14 protein-coding genes are annotated in these 16,356 nt (G+C 72.7%); 4 read left to right on the forward strand and 10 right to left on the reverse strand.

All coding sequences use genetic code 11. The features are described from left to right. Nucleotides 1-21: 21 nt before the first annotated feature. From EKH77_RS03635 to EKH77_RS03675, 9 genes are all read right to left on the reverse strand, one after another. Complete coding sequence (locus EKH77_RS03635; RefSeq protein ID WP_206279810.1) at nucleotides 22-1,020, reverse strand: aspartyl/asparaginyl beta-hydroxylase domain-containing protein; 999 nt, start codon at nucleotides 1,018-1,020, stop codon at nucleotides 22-24. A 62-nt stretch (nucleotides 1,021-1,082) separates the two neighbouring features. Next, nucleotides 1,083-2,885: an asparagine synthase (glutamine-hydrolyzing) gene (gene asnB, locus EKH77_RS03640; protein WP_206279811.1), complete on the reverse strand. Its 1,803-nt coding sequence runs from the start codon at nucleotides 2,883-2,885 to the stop codon at nucleotides 1,083-1,085. A 3-nt stretch (nucleotides 2,886-2,888) separates the two neighbouring features. Then, the gene (locus EKH77_RS03645) at nucleotides 2,889-4,154 is read right to left on the reverse strand and encodes a CoF synthetase (protein WP_126912992.1); all 1,266 of its coding nucleotides are present in this window, start codon (nucleotides 4,152-4,154) and stop codon (nucleotides 2,889-2,891) included. Between the two features lie 37 nt (nucleotides 4,155-4,191). After that, nucleotides 4,192-5,199, reverse strand: coding sequence for a 2,3-diaminopropionate biosynthesis protein SbnB (sbnB, locus tag EKH77_RS03650; RefSeq protein ID WP_126912993.1), 1,008 nt, complete (start codon nucleotides 5,197-5,199; stop codon nucleotides 4,192-4,194). 44 nt (nucleotides 5,200-5,243) lie between these two features. Beyond that, nucleotides 5,244-6,224, reverse strand: coding sequence for a 2,3-diaminopropionate biosynthesis protein SbnA (gene sbnA / locus EKH77_RS03655; RefSeq protein WP_126912994.1), 981 nt, complete (start codon nucleotides 6,222-6,224; stop codon nucleotides 5,244-5,246). Beyond that, on the reverse strand, nucleotides 6,221-7,636 hold the full coding sequence (locus EKH77_RS03660) for a M20/M25/M40 family metallo-hydrolase (protein WP_126912995.1): 1,416 nt from the start codon (nucleotides 7,634-7,636) through the stop codon (nucleotides 6,221-6,223). Before EKH77_RS03660 ends, sbnA begins: the two co-directional genes overlap by 4 nt. A 29-nt stretch (nucleotides 7,637-7,665) precedes the next feature. Then, entirely contained in the window at nucleotides 7,666-8,601 is a 936-nt protein-coding gene (locus EKH77_RS03665) for a hydroxyacid dehydrogenase (protein ID WP_164737732.1), read from the reverse strand. Between the two features lie 161 nt (nucleotides 8,602-8,762). Further along, on the reverse strand, nucleotides 8,763-9,692 hold the full coding sequence (locus EKH77_RS03670) for an NAD-dependent epimerase/dehydratase family protein (protein WP_164737733.1): 930 nt from the start codon (nucleotides 9,690-9,692) through the stop codon (nucleotides 8,763-8,765). Further along, nucleotides 9,689-10,699 (reverse strand): ScbA/BarX family gamma-butyrolactone biosynthesis protein, encoded by a 1,011-nt coding sequence (locus tag EKH77_RS03675; protein WP_126912997.1) that lies wholly within the window; start codon nucleotides 10,697-10,699, stop codon nucleotides 9,689-9,691. The genes EKH77_RS03670 and EKH77_RS03675 overlap by 4 nt, the downstream gene beginning before the upstream one ends. Nucleotides 10,700-10,873: 174 nt before the next feature. Between EKH77_RS03675 and EKH77_RS03680 the strand changes: the two genes are divergently transcribed. Next, on the forward strand, nucleotides 10,874-11,509 hold the full coding sequence (locus EKH77_RS03680; RefSeq protein ID WP_126912998.1) for a ScbR family autoregulator-binding transcription factor: 636 nt from the start codon (nucleotides 10,874-10,876) through the stop codon (nucleotides 11,507-11,509). Nucleotides 11,510-11,547: 38 nt separating this feature from the next. On the opposite strand, the gene EKH77_RS03685 is transcribed toward EKH77_RS03680, so the two are convergent. Further along, nucleotides 11,548-12,147, reverse strand: coding sequence for a histidine phosphatase family protein (locus EKH77_RS03685; RefSeq protein ID WP_126912999.1), 600 nt, complete (start codon nucleotides 12,145-12,147; stop codon nucleotides 11,548-11,550). A gap of 181 nt (nucleotides 12,148-12,328) precedes the next feature. Between EKH77_RS03685 and EKH77_RS03690 the strand changes: the two genes are divergently transcribed. The 3 genes from EKH77_RS03690 to EKH77_RS03705 all read left to right on the forward strand — a co-directional run bounded on the left by EKH77_RS03690 (nucleotide 12,329) and on the right by EKH77_RS03705 (nucleotide 16,329). After that, nucleotides 12,329-13,447 carry an alpha/beta hydrolase gene (locus tag EKH77_RS03690; protein ID WP_126913000.1) on the forward strand — a complete coding sequence of 373 codons (1,119 nt, stop codon included), beginning with the start codon at nucleotides 12,329-12,331 and terminating at the stop codon, nucleotides 13,445-13,447. A 139-nt stretch (nucleotides 13,448-13,586) separates the two neighbouring features. Further along, nucleotides 13,587-15,086: a serine/threonine-protein kinase gene (locus EKH77_RS33615; protein ID WP_240667205.1), complete on the forward strand. Its 1,500-nt coding sequence runs from the start codon at nucleotides 13,587-13,589 to the stop codon at nucleotides 15,084-15,086. A gap of 16 nt (nucleotides 15,087-15,102) precedes the next feature. Then, nucleotides 15,103-16,329, forward strand: a complete 1,227-nt coding sequence (locus tag EKH77_RS03705; RefSeq protein ID WP_126913001.1) for a DUF6777 domain-containing protein — start codon at nucleotides 15,103-15,105, stop codon at nucleotides 16,327-16,329. Nucleotides 16,330-16,356 lie beyond the last annotated feature (27 nt).

The following is a 16,356-nucleotide window of genomic DNA, read 5'->3' on the forward strand; positions in this document are numbered from 1 at the left end:
CGCGCCCCGCACGGCGGTGGTTCAGGCGGGGAGGCGCTCGGCGGTCACGGTCAGCTCGTCGACCCGGCCGCCCTCGCGGGTACGCAGCACGACCCTGGGGTCGGGGCCGTCGGGGAAGACCTGGAGCGTGCGCTCCTCGCTCCAGCCGGCGAAGCGGTACTCGTTGTCGCCGAGGTGGACGAGGGCGAAGGCGCGGTCGCCCGGCAGCCGGAGGGTCATCCGCTCGCCGTCGTCGGCCAGGGTGGCGGTCTCCCTGGGCACGTCGGCGGAGAGGGGGGTGTCGCCCTCCCACAGGTGGAAGGTCTCGGGGACGGGGAATCGGGTGGCGAGCCGCCGCCGTTCGTCGGTGGTCTGCGGGCACTCCTGGCGGTTGAAGAGCACCTCGCCGTCGCGGAAGTACTCCTGCCAGGCCTCCGGGAACAGGGCGGCCAGGCCGGGGGTGACGAGGACGTCGATGACCAGGTGCACGCGGGGTTCGGTCCCGGTGTTCTGCACGCGGTGGGTGCGGCTGAAGTCGCCGAACCAGAACTCCCCCGGCTGCCAGCGGTGTTCCACGCCGTCGAGGACGAGCACGGCGCCGGGGTTGGTCACGACCGGCACGTGCAGCCGGCCGACGCCCCAGCGCGGGCCGTACTTGGGGTCGGTGTGGTCGATGCCGACGGTGTCGGGGCCGAGCGCCATGAACCGCACGGCGTGCAGCGGGGCCGGGATGAAGTCCAGCACCTCGCGGACGTAGGGGATGCGGTCGAGCCACACGGTGTCCGCGAAGTCGCGCGGGCCGGGGCCGCCCGGGTCGGTGCGGTCGCCGTCGCCACCGGGGCTGCGCAGGGCCAGGCAGCGCCAGTCGACCTCGGTGGCGGCGCCGACGCCCTCCTCGGTGTAGACGCGCTGCTGGTCCCAGGTGTGCTCGCGTACGGAGGTGAGCTCGCGCAGCAGGCGCCCGGCGTCGAAGGCGGGCTTGAGCCGGACGCCCTCGGCCGGCATGGGCGGGGTGTTGACGAGCGAAGCGGAGGGTGACATGAGGACTTCCTTCGCGGGGTGTCGGAATGCGGGACGGGCGAGTGGTCCGCGGGGGGCCGGGCTCAGGCGAGCGCGACGGCGGCCGCCTCGCGGGCCGTGCTGTCCTCCTGCAGCTGGTGCCAGCGCTCCAGCATGAAGAGCGTCCACAGCGCGTAGCCGTGGTCCGGGCGGAACTCCCGGACCATGGAGCGCAGCGCCTCCGGGCGGAAGTAGCCGCGGTCCAGGGAGGCTTCGGACAGCAGGGTGTCGCTGATGGTGGAGCGCAGTTCCGTGCCGAGCCAGCTCTCCAGGGGCACGGCCAGTTCCTGCTTGCGGCGCTCCAGGACCTGCCGGGGCAGATAGCGGGCGGCCACGCGCTTGAGCGGGGCCTTCTCCTGGACGCCGACGAGTTTGCGGGCCGCGGGGATGCGTGTGACGTAGTCGATGAGCCGGTGGTCGAGCAGGGGGCTGCGGGGTTCGACGGAGTGCGCCATCGACATCCGGTCGATCTTCACCAACTGGGCGTCGGACAGCCAGAATCCACTGTCGACCTGCATGGCGCGGTCCAGGTCCGGGAGCGAGGGGTCCGTACGGCCGAAGCGGGCCCGGAGGTGGTTGTGCGGGTGTCCCGGGATGCCGGCGGCGAAGCCCGGCGCGTAGAGGCGGTCCTTGAGGGCGTGGGGCACGCCGTCCACGAGGACGCTCTCGTAACGGTCGGCGAGGTCGCCCCCGTCCTGGAGGTCGCGCAGGCGCCGGTAGCGCCCGTATCCGCAGAAGATCTCGTCGGATCCGTCGCCGGTCAGCACCACGGTGACGTGTTCCCTGGCCAGCCGGTACATGCAGGACGCCGCGATCGCCGACGGGAAGGCGTAGGGCTCTCCCATATGGGTGAGGACGGTGTCGATGGCGTCCTTCGCGTCCGAGGCGCCGATGCGGTACACGTGGTGCCGGGTGCCGCAGTGCTCCGCCACGGCGCGGGCGTACGCGGACTCGTCGAAGGCGGCGTGCTCGAAGCCGACGGAGAAGGTGTGGATCGGCCGGCCCAGCTGCCGGGTGGCCATGGCGACCACCAGGCTGGAGTCGAGCCCGCCGCTGAGCATCGCGCCGAGCGGCACCTCCGACTCCAGCCGGTCGTGGACAGCCTGCTGGAGCAGGGCGTCGATCGTGTCGTCGATCTCGGCCTGCGGCGTGTCCGTGAGCTCGGCGGTGAAGGCGAACCGCCAGTAGGTCCGGCGGCGTTCGGGCCGGCCCTTCTCCAGGACCAGGACGGTCGCCGGCTCCAGCTTGCGCGCCTGCCGGTAGACGGTGTGCGGTGCGGGAACCACCCGGTAGCTCAGGTACTGGTCGATGGCGACCGGGTCGGTGTCCCGGCCGATGCCGGGGTGCAGCATCAGCGCGGGCAGCTCCGAGGCGAAGGCCACCCCGCCGCCGGCGGGCCTGGCGTAGAACAGGGGCTTCTTGCCGACCCGGTCGGTGGCCAGGACGAGCCGCTCGCGGCGGGTGTCGTACACGGCCACGGCGAACATCCCGTGGAGCCGCTCGACGAAGTCCTCACCCAGTTCCTGGTACAGGTGCGGCAGCACCTGCGCGTCGCTGCCGCCGCGCACCGGGCGGCCCCGGGCCGCGAGGAAGGCGCGCAGCTCCTGGTGGTTGTAGATCTCGCCGTTGAGGACGCACACGATCGTGCCGTCGTCGCTGAAGACGGGCTGGGAGCCGTCGTGCAGGCCGATGACCTTCAGCCGGCACATCGCCAGGGCCGCCTCGGCGGTGATGAAGGACCCCGTCTCGTCGGGGCCCCGGTGTGCCATGGCGGCGCAGGCGGCCGAGGTGTAGGGGGCGTGGACGGGGGCGTGGCCCAGGGATGCCGATCCCGCGATTCCGCACACAGGTCAGCCCTCCTTCAGGTCGAGACGGCGCTTGGCGTGGCCGGATCGCAGTCCGTCCGGCGGGACGGCGGTCACCCGGACCGGTCCGACCAGGCCCGAGGCGATCATCTGGGCGACGTCCGGGGCCTGCCGGCCGACGGCCGCGCGGACCGCGGCGATCTGCTGGTCGCCGATCGCGTCGGCGACGACCCGGATGACCAGCCCGTCGTCGTCGGCCGCCTCGAAGGGGCGGCCGGGGAAGACCTCGGCCATGATCTGGGCCAGGTCGTGGTTGCTGATCCGCTCCCCGTGCTTGAGGTCGCCGGAGAGGCGGCCGTCGATGCGTTCGAACGCGAAGACCTCGCGGCCGTCGTGGCGGATGCGGCGCAGTCCGGTGATGGCGTCGCCGGTCGCGTAGCGGACGGCGGGGAAGTAGCCGCGGGTGAAGGAGGTGAGCAGGAGCGCGCCGCTGCCTTCCTGCCGGGAGGGGACCCGGTCGTAGCCGGTGGGGCGGCCCAGCTCGTCGGGTGGCAGGACCTCCGGGAGGATGTGGTCGTGGAAGTGGTAGAGGCCGGTGCGCGCGCACGAGTGGGCGATGGCGCCGATCTCGATGGAGCCGAACACGTCGAGGACGTCCTCGGGGCGCAGGCCGAAGCGTTCGGCCACGTGGGCGCGCCAGGCGGGGGGCGCGACATCGCCCACGACCATGATCTTCCGCGGCCGGATGTCCAGGGCGGGACGGGCCTGCAGCAGCCGGTCGAGGATCATCGGCATCGTGAAGAACACCTCGGGGCGCCACGCGTTGAGCTTCGCCACGTGCTCGTCCACAGGCCGGGTGAAGTCGATGTCGTGGGCCTCGAAGCCGAGTTCGAGGAAGACGCGCCGCGCCGAGGCCGCGGCGTGTCCGGTGCCGAGGTCGGCGACCGCGACGGCGCCGCGTGGCACGGTCGCGGTGAACTCCGCGAACAGCTCACGTCGCTGGGCCACGTAGGCGTCGTCGTCCGCGGGCGAGTAGAGGATGCGTTTGCGCTGTCCGCCGGAGGTTCCCGAGGTGTGGTAGGCGGAGGCGTCCGGCAGGTGCGGGTGGTCGGCGGTGTAGTAGTGCGCGCCGAGCAGATCGGTGCCGATGACGGGGAGGTCGGAGAGGTCTCCGGAGCCCAGAGCGCCGCGGTCGACGAGCAGGTCGCGGTACCAGGGGAAGCGCTGGGCGTGGCGGGCCGCGAGGGCGGCCAGTTCCGCCTCGCGTGCCGGAGTGAGGGCCCGGGGTGCGGTGAGGGTGGCGTACGGCATGAGGTGCCTTTCGTGGGGAGGGTGGGGAGCGCGTGCGTCAGCCCCAGCGCCGCGTCTCGCCGAAGAAGCCCGGCACCGGGACGGCGAGCCCCTTCTCGACGGCCTGCTGGTAGAGGCGCTGTCCCACCGCGAGGTCGAGGACGCCGAGCCCGAAGGGGGAGAAGATCCGCGGCCGGTCGGTGGCCGGCGTGACCTCGCCGCGCAGCACTCCGGCGAGGGTGCCGTCGATGAAGTCACGGTGGCCGAGGAGCTGTTCGGCCAGGTGCGGTGAGGTGTCCGCGGTCAGGCAGTGGTCGATGTCGTCGAGGATGTTCTGCGCGCCGGCGACGATTTCCGGGCCGATGTCCCGCAGGGAGACGTTGAGGACGGTCTGTCCGGGGGCGAAGACGCCGGGCCGGGTGACCCAGGGCTCGGGCGCGGTGGTGGCGAAGACGACGACGTCGGCTTCGGCGATGGCCCGTTCGAAGGAGTCCTCCCGATCGGCCCGATAGCCGAGTTCGGTGACGCGCCGGGTGAGGGCGTCGGCGTAGGTGGCCTCCCGGTCGTGCACGACGAAACGGTTCACGGACCAGGCCTGCGCGGCGAGGAACTCGGCGATGTTGCGCGCGATGACCCCGGCGCCCACCAGGGCTATCCGGTCCGCGACCCGGCCGCCGGTGAGTTCCTGGGCGCCCAGGACGGCGGACGCGGCGGTGCGGGCGGCGCTGATCTGGGAGGCCTCCAGGCAGGCGAAGGGGTATCCCGTCTCGTAGTCGTTGAGGAGCAGGGTGGCGGAGGCGCGGGGGATGTTCCGCTCGATGTTGCGGGGGTAGCTGGCGATCCACTTGATGCCGGAGACACCGTGGTCGCCGCCGAGGTGGGCGGGCAGGGCGATGATGCGGGCGTCCGGCTTCTCCGGGAAGCGCAGGAAATAGCTGTTGGGGTTGACCGAGTCACCGGCGTCGTGTGTGAGGTAGGCGGAGCGGACCGTCTCGACGATCTCGGGACGGGATACGTCGATGAGGGTGCGCAGGGCGGAGCCGCCCACCACGTGGAAGTCGAACATGCGGGGTTCTCTTTTCTCGTCGGTGTGATCGCGCCGGGGGCCGGTCATACGGCGACGGGTTGCGCGCCGGGGGCCTCGAGGACGCCGGTACCGAAGGTGTCGGCCACCCACATGTCGTCGTAGATCGTCCTGATGTAGCGGTCGCCCATGTCCGGGGAGAGCGCCACGACGCGCGAGCCCGCGGGGATCCGGTCGGCGATCGACTCCAGGGCCGCCAGGACGGATCCGGTGGAGCCGCCGACCGGCAGGCCGTGTTCGCGGGCCAGGCGCCGGCACATGCGGACGGCGTCGGGCTCGTCGACGAGGACGACCTCGTCCACCCGGTCCGGCCGGCACAGTTCGGGGCGGCGGCTGGTGCCGAGGCCGGGGATGTAGCGGGGGCCGGGAGGACCGCCGAAGGTGACGGATCCGGTGGTGTCGACCGCGACGATCCGCGTCCACGGCGAGTACGTCCGGAAGTGCCGGGTGCAGCCCATGAGCGTGCCGGTGGTGCCCGCGCCGACCAGCAGGACGTCGACGTGCCCGATGTTCTTCAGGATCGAGGTGGCGGTCCGCCGGGCGTGCGCCTGCGCGTTGGCGGGGTTGGCGTACTGGTTGAGCCACACCAGGCCCGGGTCGGCCTCGGTCATCTCCCGGATGCGGGCGATCCGGGTGCCCAGGTATCCGCCGTTGTCGTCCCGCCGGGTGACCTGGACGACCTCGGCTCCGAGGGCCTGGATGAGGGCCAGGCTCTGGGGGGAGATGTTCGGGTCGGTCACGCAGGTGAAGTGGTATCCGCGGGCGGCGGCGATGACGGACAGGGCGATGCCGAGGCTGCCGGAGGACGACTCCACGATCCGGCCGCCGGGCCACAGGACGCCGTTGCGTTCGGCGTCCTCCACCATGCCGAGCGCCGACTTGAGCTTCACGGACCCGGCCGGGTTCATCCCCTCCAGCTTCAGGAAGAGGTGACTGCCCGGCAGGAAGCCGTCCAGTTCCAGAAACACCTCGTCGGTGACGATGTCGCAGGCGCGCTGGTAGATCATCGGTCCTCCCCCGGGCCGGTCGACGGAGTGCGAACGGCACCGGCGGCCAGCCGGCGCAGGAAGAGGGCTTCGGCGTGGGCCAGCGAGGCGATCTCCCCCGGGCTCACGCTCTCGTCGGTGCCGTGGATGTTCGACGGCGGGTCCTCGACGCCGCACAGGATGATCTCGGCGTCGGGGTGGAGCGACCGGAAGGCGGAGCAGACGGCGATGGAGCCGCCGGCCCCGACCTCGCGGGGCGCGACGCCGAAGGCGTCCCGCATGGCGTCGCGCATCACGGCGTGGGCGGTTCCGCCGGTGTCCGCGAGGAAGGACGGGCCGCTGGTGACGCGCCGGACCTCCAGGTGCGCGCCCCAGGGGACCCGGGCCCGCAGATGGCCGGCGAGCTCCTCGTGGACGCGCACGACGTCCGCCCCGGGCGGGGTACGGACGCTGACCAGCGCCTTCGCCGTCGGCAGGAGCGCGGGTACGGCGTCGTCGAGGGGCGGTGACTGGACGGCCAGCACGGTGACGGAGGGCAGGGTCCACAGCCGGTCGGCGACGGTACCGGTGCCGATGAGTTCGACGCCGTCCAGGACGCCGGCGTCGGCCCGGAAGTCCGCCTCCGCGTACTCCGCACCGCGCCCGGAATCCCCGCGCCCCGCTACCGTCCCAGTGTCCGGAACGGGCACGCTCGGTGTGCCGTCGCTGTCGTGCAAGGTGGCCAGGAGGCGGATCAGGGCGGTCATCGCGTCGGGCGTGGGCCCGCCGAACTGGCCCGAGTGCAGCGTCCTGGACAGCGTGGTGAGGGTGACCTCCACGACGGCCATGCCGCGCAGGGAGGTGGTGACGGTCGGGATGCCCGGGGCGACGTTCCCGGTGTCCGCGATGACGACGACGTCCGGCGCGATGAGGCCGGGGTGGGCGCGCAGCAGCTTCTCCAGGCTCGCGTCGCCGGGCTCCTCACTGCCGTCGACGAGGACCACGATGTCGAGGTCGGGGTAGGGGTCGTGGGGCAGGGCGTCCCGGAGCGCGCGCAGCGCCGTGAGATGCATGACGACGTTGCCCTTGCAGTCCGCGCTGCCGCGGCCGTACCAGCGGCCGTCGCGTTCGGTCAGCTCGAAGGGAGGTGTCCGCCAGGCGGTCTCGTCCTGCGCGGAGACGACGTCGTAGTGGGCGTAGAGCACCACGGACGGCGCTCCGGGCGGACCGGGGCGGCGGGCGTAGACGGTCTCGGTGCCGTCGTCGGCGGAAAGCAGCCGGATCTCGGGCAATCCGGCGTCGGTGAGCAGGGCGGCGATCCTGCGGGCCGCGCGGGGGAAGTGGTCCGGGGGCGCGTTCCCGACGACCGTGCGCAGCGCGACCAGTTCGGCGAGGTCCTCGCGGGCTCTGGGCATCAGGGCGCGCACGTTCGCGGCCAAGGGGGGTGCGGACATGATGGTCTCCGGCGTGGGGGTGGGGGCGCTCAGACGGCGGTGGGCGAGGGAGAAAGGAGCGGGGCCAGCTCCGCGAGGACCTTCCCGGCGACTTCCCGGCCGGCCCGCAGCTGGGCGTCGTGCGTGCTGGCGCCGAGGTGCGGCAGGGCGACGACGTTCGGCAGGGCCAACAGCGGCGAGGAGCCCGGGGGTTCGGTGGCGAAGACGTCCAGCGCCGCGCCGGCGGGCCGGCCCTCGCGCAGCGCTCGGGTCAGGGCGCTCTCGTCGACGATGCCGCCGCGAGCGGTGTTGACCAGGTAGGCGGTGGGCTTCATCAGGGACAGCTCCCGGGCGCCGATGAGTCCGGCGGTCCCGGGGGTCCTCGGCAGGTGGAGGGTGACGACGTCGCTCGTGGCGAGGAGTTCGTCGAGGCCGGTGGCGTGGACGTCGCCGTCGGCGATGTCCGCGTAGGGGTCGTGCGCGAGGACGCGCATGTCGAAGGCGGCCATGCGGCGCGCGACCTGCCGGCCGACGCGGCCGTAGCCGACGATGCCCAGGGTGCGGCCCGCCAGTTCGACGCCGGCGAACTCGGACCGGCGCCACTGGCCGTCCTCGAGGCTGCGGGCGGCGGCGGTGATGTGGCGCGCCGAGGCGACGATGAGCCCGACGGTGAGTTCGGCGACGCTCACGGTGTTGGAGCCGGGGGCGTTGACCACGGCGATGCCGCGGGCTGCGGCTGTGATGGTGTCCACGTTGTCGAGGCCGACGCCGGCCCGCCCGACGACGCGCAGCCGGGGTGCCCGGTCGAGCACCTCGGCGTCGACCCGGGTGCCGCTGCGGACGATCAGGGCGTCGGCGTCGGTCAGAGCGGCGAACAGGGCCTTGCGGTCACGGCCGTCGAGGTGCCGGACGTCGCACGTGGACTTCAGGACGGCGAGGGTCTCGCCGGGCAGTGCGTCACTCACGATCACGATCGGTGAGGGCACGGATCTCTCCTTGAGGAGGTGTGGAGCCGCGAGGAAGGGCTCTACTAATCCAAACGTTTGGTTTGTTTTCAAAACAAGCCTAACGGTCGGTTGGTTTTCGGGAAAGCCGCGTTCCATGTGGCCTGCACCACTCCCCCCGGCGGTCCACCGGGGGGCGGGCGTCAGGTCAACTGCTCGCGGTACCAGGCGGCATGGGCCGCCAGACCCGCGGAGAGACCGGTCTCCGGCGCGTGGTCGCCCACGGTGCGCAGCCGGGTCGCGTCGAACCAGTGGTCGACGCCGAACAGGTCCAGGAGATGGCCGTCGCCCCCGGCGGCGACCATCTCCGCCCGGGCCCGTTCGAGCGGCTGACCACCCGTCACCAGCGGGAAGCCGAGGTGACGGTGCGTAGCGACGACCAGTTCGCGGAGGCTGACCGGCCGGGGAGGACAGGCATGGAAGACTCCGGCCGCCCGGCGCGGCGGCGTGGTCACGGCCATGCGCGCGAGGGACGTGGCGAGACTGCCGACCTCCGTGAGCGACAGCAGCGCGGAGCCGTGCCCGGGCAGTCCCGAGCGCAGAGCACGCAGCATCCGCAGCAGGCTCGGCATCACCCACCGGTCACCCGTCCCGTAGACGAGGTACGGGCGCAGGACGGCACCGCCCGCCTCCAGTACGAACCGCTCGCCGGACAGGCGGCTGCGGCTGGTGGGCGAGACGGGACGCGGCTCCACGGCGCCTTCGGCGGCCTCGCGGAACGGACCGTTCCCGTACACGGCCGCCGTGCCCAGCCGTACGAACTTGCCCACGCCCGCCCGGCCGGCCTCGGCCACGAGGTGGCGTGTTCCGTCGGTGTTCACCGCCACGCCGCTCGCCTCGTCCCGGCCGACGTGGGAGGCGAGGTGCAGGACGCAGTCCACGTCGCGGCAGATACCGCGCAGGGTGGCGGGGTCCGTGAGGTCCCCGTCCACGACCTCGACGCCCGGCCCGCGTACCAGGGGGCGCCGGTGGGCCAGCAGGCGCACCCGCGCCCCCGAGGACCGCAGGAGCGGGACGACCGCGCCGCCCACGAAGCCGGATCCGCCGGTGACGAGGACGCGCGGACGGTTCACCGGCGGGTGCGCGAGGTCGAGGGCGCGCGGTGGGCGACGAGGTCGCACTCGTAGGCGACGGCGCCGTTCTGCTCGGCGGTCACCCGCACCTCGTACGTGCCGACGCCGGTCATGGCCAGCCGTGCCCGCACCAGGCAGGGGGCGTCGAACTCCACGTACCGGTGGAAGCGGTTGGTCATCGCGGGCGCCAGGATCGCGCCGGGGCCCGCGAGGCGTTGGGCCGCCTGCCGGGCGGCCTCCATCAGGAGCATCCCGGGCACGTGGTCGGTGGGGTGGTCGAAGAGGGTCGGGTGCGCCCAGTTGACGCGCAGCGGCCAGGCCCCCTCGTACGGGTCCGTGGTGTCGGCGCCGGCCGGCGGCCGGCCGAGCACCACATCGGCCTCGACGGCCCGGCCGACCTCGTGCGGAGGCAAAGGCGCGGGCTGCTCGGGCAGGCGGACGGGCACCTCGGCGTACGCTCCCCGCAGCCGCCGGTAGACGGAGCGCCGCAGGCAGTTGAGCGTCATCCGGCCGTGGCCCAGGCGCACCGCGCCCCAGGCGAGCCCGACGTTCATCGTCATCCCGGCGAGGAGGTCGCCGCGGAGCGTCACATCCGTGCAGTCGATGGTCAGTTCCACGTTGACCGGCCGGTCGTCCAGACGCAGGGCGTGCGGGGAGAGACTGAAGTCCAGCTCCGTCATGAGGGTCGGGTGGTCGCAGGGCAGCTCGTAGAAGGCGTGGGCGACCAGCGAGGACGTCTGCCGGATACTCTCGGCGGCCAGCAGCGGATCGTGCCAGCGGTGGCCGACGGGGCCGTAGAAGCCATGGCCGCGCGGCCATTGGGCGCCCACTTTGAAGCGGTGCGGGCCATGGCGTATCCAGTCGGTCAGCAGCACCTCGCCGATGGCCCGGCGGTGGACGAGATCGCGCGGCGCCGTCCGGTCGAAGGACAGGGGGCGTAAGCGCTCGGTGGCGAGCGGCGGGGGGCAGGCGGTGAGGACGGAAGGAGAGGAGAGGTCGACCGACATGTCACACGGCTCCTGATCTGCGCTGTTTCCCGAAGACACCCGGCGGCCGCCGGGTGGGGGTGATCGTGGTACAGCTTGTCGAAGACTAGAATACCTAACGTACGGTTTGTTTTAAACACCTCTCACCAGGCTCTTCACGCGCCTGGCACGACCCGGAAACAAGGAAGTCACGCGATGGCCCAACAAGAACGAGCGATCGAAACGCGCCGGAGACTCCTGATCGGGGCGGCCGAAGTCTTCGACGAACGCGGCTACGCGGCAGCGAGCATCAACGAGATCCAGGAGCGCAGCGGGATCACCAAAGGGGCCATGTACTTCCACTTCGCGTCCAAGGAGGAGATCGCGCGGGGCGTGATGGCCGCGCAGACCGAGCTTCCCGTCGACACCCGCAGCCGCTCCGCTTCACCGATGCAGCGGGCCATCGACCTGACCCATGAACTGGCCCACCAGCTGCGCACGAACGTCCTGTTCCGCGCGAGCATCCGGCTCACGGTGGAGCAGGGGACGTTCCAGGCGAACGACTCCGACCTCTATGACTGGTGGCTGCGGGCCTTCGGCCAGGAACTGACGCGTGCCCGGGACGGCGGGGAGCTGCGCGAGGAGCTGGTCCCCGAGGACGTGGCGGCCAGCGTGGTGGGCTCCTTCACCGGCATCCAGATGCTCTCCCACGTCATGTGCGACCGCCGGGACCTCCACGAGCGCCTGGCCCGCTGGTGGGAGCAGATCCTCCCCGGCATCGCGACGCGGGAGGCCCTGCGCCGGGCGCTGCCGACCGGGTCCCCGGAACTCGGCCTGACCGGCGGGACCTGAGCGGCGGGAGCCGAGCGGAGGGGCGGGGCCCGGGCGCCCTACGCCGCGGACCCCAGCTCCTCCCCGCACCGGAGGTTCCACCGCCCCGCGCGGCCGCTGAGCACGGTCAGCGTCAGGGGCCGCACGTCCAGCCGCCAGAACGCCCGCGGCGGCAGCGCGAGGGCGTGGACGACCGCCGCCCGGATCACGACGGGTTCGGTGACGGCCAGCACACGGCCGTCGTCACCCTCCTCGTTCGCCTCGTCGCCCTCTCCCCCGAGGCCGTCGAGCCAGGCGCCGACCCGGCCGACGAGCGCGAGCACCGACTCCCCGCCGTGCGGCGCGGCCCCGGGGTCCGCCAGCCAGGTGGCCACGGCCCCGGGCTCGGCCGCCGACAGCTCGCCGAGCGTCCTGCCCCGCCAGCGGCCGGCGTCCAGGTCCGCCGGCGCGGCGAGGGCCGGGGCGAAGCCCAAGGCGGCGGCCGTCTCACGGCAGCGGCGGGAAGGGGAGGCGAGCAGGCGGGAGGCGCGGGGTACGGCCGCGGCGACGGCCCGGGCCCGGCCGAGCCCGGCCTCGTCGAGCGGGGAGTCGTCGTCGAAACGGGCCTCGCGCAGGGCCGGTCCGGGGGCCGGGGCGAGCAGCATGGCGCGTACGGTCATACGACGGATTGTGCCCCGACGCCGGCCATGGAACGGCGGGCGACGGAAGCGCGGGATCGAGCGGAATCGCAGCGCGAGAATTTCGGTACGCCTATACGATGAAAAAGGCCCTCTTTCAGGAAACCGCGTCCCATCGTTTGCCCTCTCTCCAGGAGACCCCCCGTGAAGAGGAGCGACAACCGTGGGCCTTACGTCCCAGACCTTCCTGCTGACCCTGGTGGTCATAGCCGTCGCGGTGACCGCGCTGGTCCTGTGGCTGTGGCCGCGGGCCGCGAAGAAGGGGCCCCTGGCGTTCGCCTCCCGTCTCGGGATGCTCGTGCTCGTCCAGCTCTGTGTCCTGTCCGTGCTGCTCGTCGCCGCGAACAACGAATTCGGCTTCTACTCCACCTGGAAGGAACTCCTCGGCCAGAACTCCCGCAAGCAGGCCGTGCGCGCCGGTTCGGGCAACGGCAAGCGGCCGCCGGCCCTGACGGTCAAGGGGCAGGAGCCCGTCGGCCTCGGCCCCAAGGAGAAGGCCGGACAGGTGGACCGGATCGAGATCAACGGCCCGGTGACCGGGCTGAGCATGGACGGCTTCGCCTATCTCCCGCCCCAGTACTTCCAGAAGGGGCATGAGAAGGACACCTTCCCCGTGATCGTGTCGATCACCGGGCAGCCCGGCCAGTCCATCAATCTCATCACCAAGGCCAAGGTCCCCCAGGCCGCCTCCAAGGCCGTGATGGCGGGCCAGATGAAGCCGACGATCGTGCTGATGCTGCGCCCCTCGGTGGTGGCGGACCGCGACACCAACTGCACGGACGTGCCCGGCGGTCCGCAGGCGCTGACCTTCTTCAACCAGGACGTCCCGGTCGCCGTCAACGACGTCTACCGCGTGGACAACACCCGTGGCGGCTGGGGTGCGGTGGGCAACTCCACCGGCGGCTACTGCGCGTTGAAGATGGCCATGACCAATCCGTACCGGTACGGGGCCGCCGCCGGTCTGTCCACCGACCTCTTCGCCCGCGAGGACCGTGACACCGGCGACCTCTACGCCGGCAACAAGCAGATCAAGAACGAGTCCGATCTGACGTGGCGTCTGGAGCACATGCCCCCGCCGCCGGTCTCCCTGCTCCTGGCCGCCAGCGAGAAGGGCGAGGAGAAGTACTACGCGCAGATGCAGAAGTTCGCCGGGAAGGCCAAGCCCCCCACCAAGGTGGAGAAGCTGGTGCGCGAGGAGGGCGGCCACAACTTCGTCACCTGGCGCGAGGAGTACCCCGTGGTGTTCCGCTGGCTCGACAAGGAACTCGCCACCCGCCGCTGACGCCCGCGCCCATGGCCGCCCGCGCACACGGCCTTCACCAGCGGAGGGGAACGGTATCGGTCGGCGCCACGTCCCAGCCAGTGTGGCCCGAAAGCGCACGGCTCCGTACGCCGTACGCGGGGGAAGGGGCGTACGGCATATGGACACGGAACGCCGCAAACCACTGCTGGCCGGACGCTACCGGCTCATGGAGCAGCTCGGCCGGGGCGGCATGGGCGTCGTCTGGCTGGCCATGGACGAGGTGCTGGACCGTGAGGTGGCCGCGAAGGAGGTCCAGGCTCCGGAGCGGATGAACGCCGACGACGTACGCGTCCTCTACGCCCGGCTGAAACAGGAGGCCCGCGCGGCCGCCCGGGTCAGCCACCCCAACGTCATCACCGTGCACGACGTGGTGGAGCAGGAGGGCCGCCCCTGGATCGTGATGGAGCTGGTGCGCGGGCAGTCCCTGGACGCCGTACTCCGCCAGGAGGGCGTGCTGACGCCCAAGGAGGCCGCCCGCATCGGCGCCCTGGTGCTCCAGGCGCTGCGCGCCGCCCACGCCGTGGGAGTGCTCCACCGCGACGTCAAACCGGCCAACGTCCTGATGGAGGCCGGGGGCCGGGTCGTCCTCACCGACTTCGGCATCGCGCTCGTCGAGGGCGCGGGCACCCTCACCCGCACCGGTGACCTCATCGGCTCCGCCGAGTACCTCGCCCCGGAGCGGGCGACGGGCAAGCGCCCCGGCATCCCCTCCGACCTCTGGTCGCTGGGCACCCTGCTGTACGTGGCGGTCGAGGGCGTGTCGCCGTTCCGGCGCGGCGACGCCCTCAGCACGCTGCGGGCCGTGGTCGACGACCCGCTGGCGCCGCCCCGGCGCGCCGGCCCGCTGACGCCGTTGCTGGAGGGGCTGCTGCGGAAGGACCCCGCACGGCGGATGGGCTCGGCCGAGGCCGAGCAGCTCCTGGACGCCGTCGCCGACGGCCGGCTGACGGAACAGCCGGGGTACGTGCCCACGACCCTCGACGAGCCGGTGCGCGCCCGGACGGAGACCCCGTCCCCCCTCCCCCTGCGGGAGACGCCACCGCCGTTCACACCGACGCCCACGCCACCTCCGACGCCGACGCCGTCCCGCGCTCCCACACCTACTCCGACTCCCACGCCCGCGCCGTCGCCGATGCCGACGCCGAGGCCCTGGGCCGGGCCCTCGCCCGTCGGCTCCCCGACCCCGCCGCCCGTGCCGGTCGGGCTCCAGCAGGGGGGCCTCGCCACGCCCCTGGTCGTTCCCGCCTACGGCGATCCGCGCCATCCCGGGTACCCGGTGGGACCGGATCCGGATCCGGATCCGGTGCCGGATCCCGGGCGGCGGAAGGCCGCCTGGATCGTGGCGGCCGTCACCGCGCTGGTCCTGGTCGCCGGGGGCACCGCCGGGGTGATCGCCTTCCGGGACGCGGGCGGCGGCACGGGAACTCCTGGCGGCGGGCCCACCGCCTCGGTCTCCCAGGGCGCGGGCAGCGATCAGGACGGGCAGAGCCAGGCCCCGGCCACCGGGGCGACGGGGGACGACGGGTCCGGGAACCCGTCCCCCACCCCGTCCCCCACCTACGAACCATCTCCCAGCGCCCGGACCTCGTGCGGCGGTGGCTGGGTGACGTCGTGTTAGTCACGCTATCGGGGGTGTGAGTGTGCAACGGACCAGGATCGTCTCATTGCTGGCGGTGCCCGTGCTGCTGGCCGGCGCCGGGCTGACGGCCTGCTCGTCGGACGGGGGGAAGCCGTCGAAGATCGCCCTGGAGGCGGCGGGCGTGGTGGCGGCGCAGCCGTTCGTCCAGGCCCCCGGGGCCGATATCCAGGGGGTCAAGGCCGTCCCGGTGACGGGAGGCACCACCCGGGCCGACGCCAAAGGGGCCTTCGGCGGCACGCCCGGCCAGACCCACTGCGACCGGGCCAAGCTGATCGACCAGCTGACCCAGGACCCGGTGAAGGGGAAGGCCTGGGCCGACGTGCGGGGCATCGCCTTCGACAGGATCAAGGATCACATCAACGGCCTCAACGAAGTCACTCTCGCCCAGGACACCCTGGTCGAGAACCACAACTACCAGGGCGACGGCAAGACCGTCGCGTATCTCTCCGTCCTCCAGGCGGGCGTCACCATCCTTCAGGACGACTACGGGACCCCTTCCGTGAAGTGCAACTGCGGCAATCCGCTGGGCAAGCCGGAGGACGTCGACCGGAAAGGGTCCACGTACACCGGGACCAAGTGGGAGCGCTTCGAGGTCACCCAGATCACCGTGATCGAGGCGCGCACCATCGAGGAGGGTCCCTTGAAGTCGGTCTCGCTCATCGATGTCCGGCAGCCCGACAAGGCGTTCGACCGGCCGGCCAAGGGCGACGGATCGACCGACGGAAAGCCGTATACGCTGCCGCCGCAGTCGCGGCCGGGCGGGACCGGTTCCCCGTCGGCCGAGGGATCCGGGTCTCCCTCCGGTTCCGCTTCCGGCTCCGCGTCCGGCTCCCCGTCCGAGCCGGGTACGGGCTCCCCTCGGGCTCCGCTTCGGACTCCCCCTCCGGCTCGGGCTCGGCGTCGAGGCCGTCCGGCTCGTCCACCTCGTCGGGCAAGGGCACCGGCGGCACCGGCAGCCACAGCCCGTCGTCGTCCGGCGGCCACACGGCGTCCAAGCCGCCCTCGCTCCCGGCCCCGACACACACCGGCGCTGGCACTGGCGGCAGCACTGGCGGTGGCGGTGGTACGCACACGACCCCGCCGAAGTCGATCGCCCCTCCGCCGCCCACGTCCGGCCATACGCCGGGCACGGTCCCGACGCACGCCACCACCGCCGCCCCCGTGCATACGACGGCCGTGGCGCCCCCACCCGTGCACACCACCGCCGTGGCCCCGCCCGTGAGGACGGCGGCCCCGCCGGAGCGGAAGA

The organism is Streptomyces luteoverticillatus, from assembly GCF_003970715.1.
Classification (GTDB): domain Bacteria; phylum Actinomycetota; class Actinomycetes; order Streptomycetales; family Streptomycetaceae; genus Streptomyces; species Streptomyces abikoensis.

Excerpts from the sequence above, each read along its gene's own strand:
- EKH77_RS33615 (WP_240667205.1), top strand. The coding sequence starts at position 13,587 with ATGGACACGGAACGCCGCAAACCACTGCTGGCCGGACGCTACCGGCTC.
- EKH77_RS03685 (WP_126912999.1), bottom strand. The coding sequence starts at position 12,147 with ATGACCGTACGCGCCATGCTGCTCGCCCCGGCCCCCGGACCGGCCCTG.
- EKH77_RS03675 (WP_126912997.1), bottom strand. The coding sequence starts at position 10,699 with ATGTCGGTCGACCTCTCCTCTCCTTCCGTCCTCACCGCCTGCCCCCCG.
- EKH77_RS03680 (WP_126912998.1), top strand. The coding sequence starts at position 10,874 with ATGGCCCAACAAGAACGAGCGATCGAAACGCGCCGGAGACTCCTGATC.
- EKH77_RS03660 (WP_126912995.1), bottom strand. The coding sequence starts at position 7,636 with ATGTCCGCACCCCCCTTGGCCGCGAACGTGCGCGCCCTGATGCCCAGA.
- sbnB (WP_126912993.1), bottom strand. The coding sequence starts at position 5,199 with ATGTTCGACTTCCACGTGGTGGGCGGCTCCGCCCTGCGCACCCTCATC.
- sbnA (WP_126912994.1), bottom strand. The coding sequence starts at position 6,224 with ATGATCTACCAGCGCGCCTGCGACATCGTCACCGACGAGGTGTTTCTG.
- EKH77_RS03645 (WP_126912992.1), bottom strand. The coding sequence starts at position 4,154 with ATGCCGTACGCCACCCTCACCGCACCCCGGGCCCTCACTCCGGCACGC.
- EKH77_RS03635 (WP_206279810.1), bottom strand. The coding sequence starts at position 1,020 with ATGTCACCCTCCGCTTCGCTCGTCAACACCCCGCCCATGCCGGCCGAG.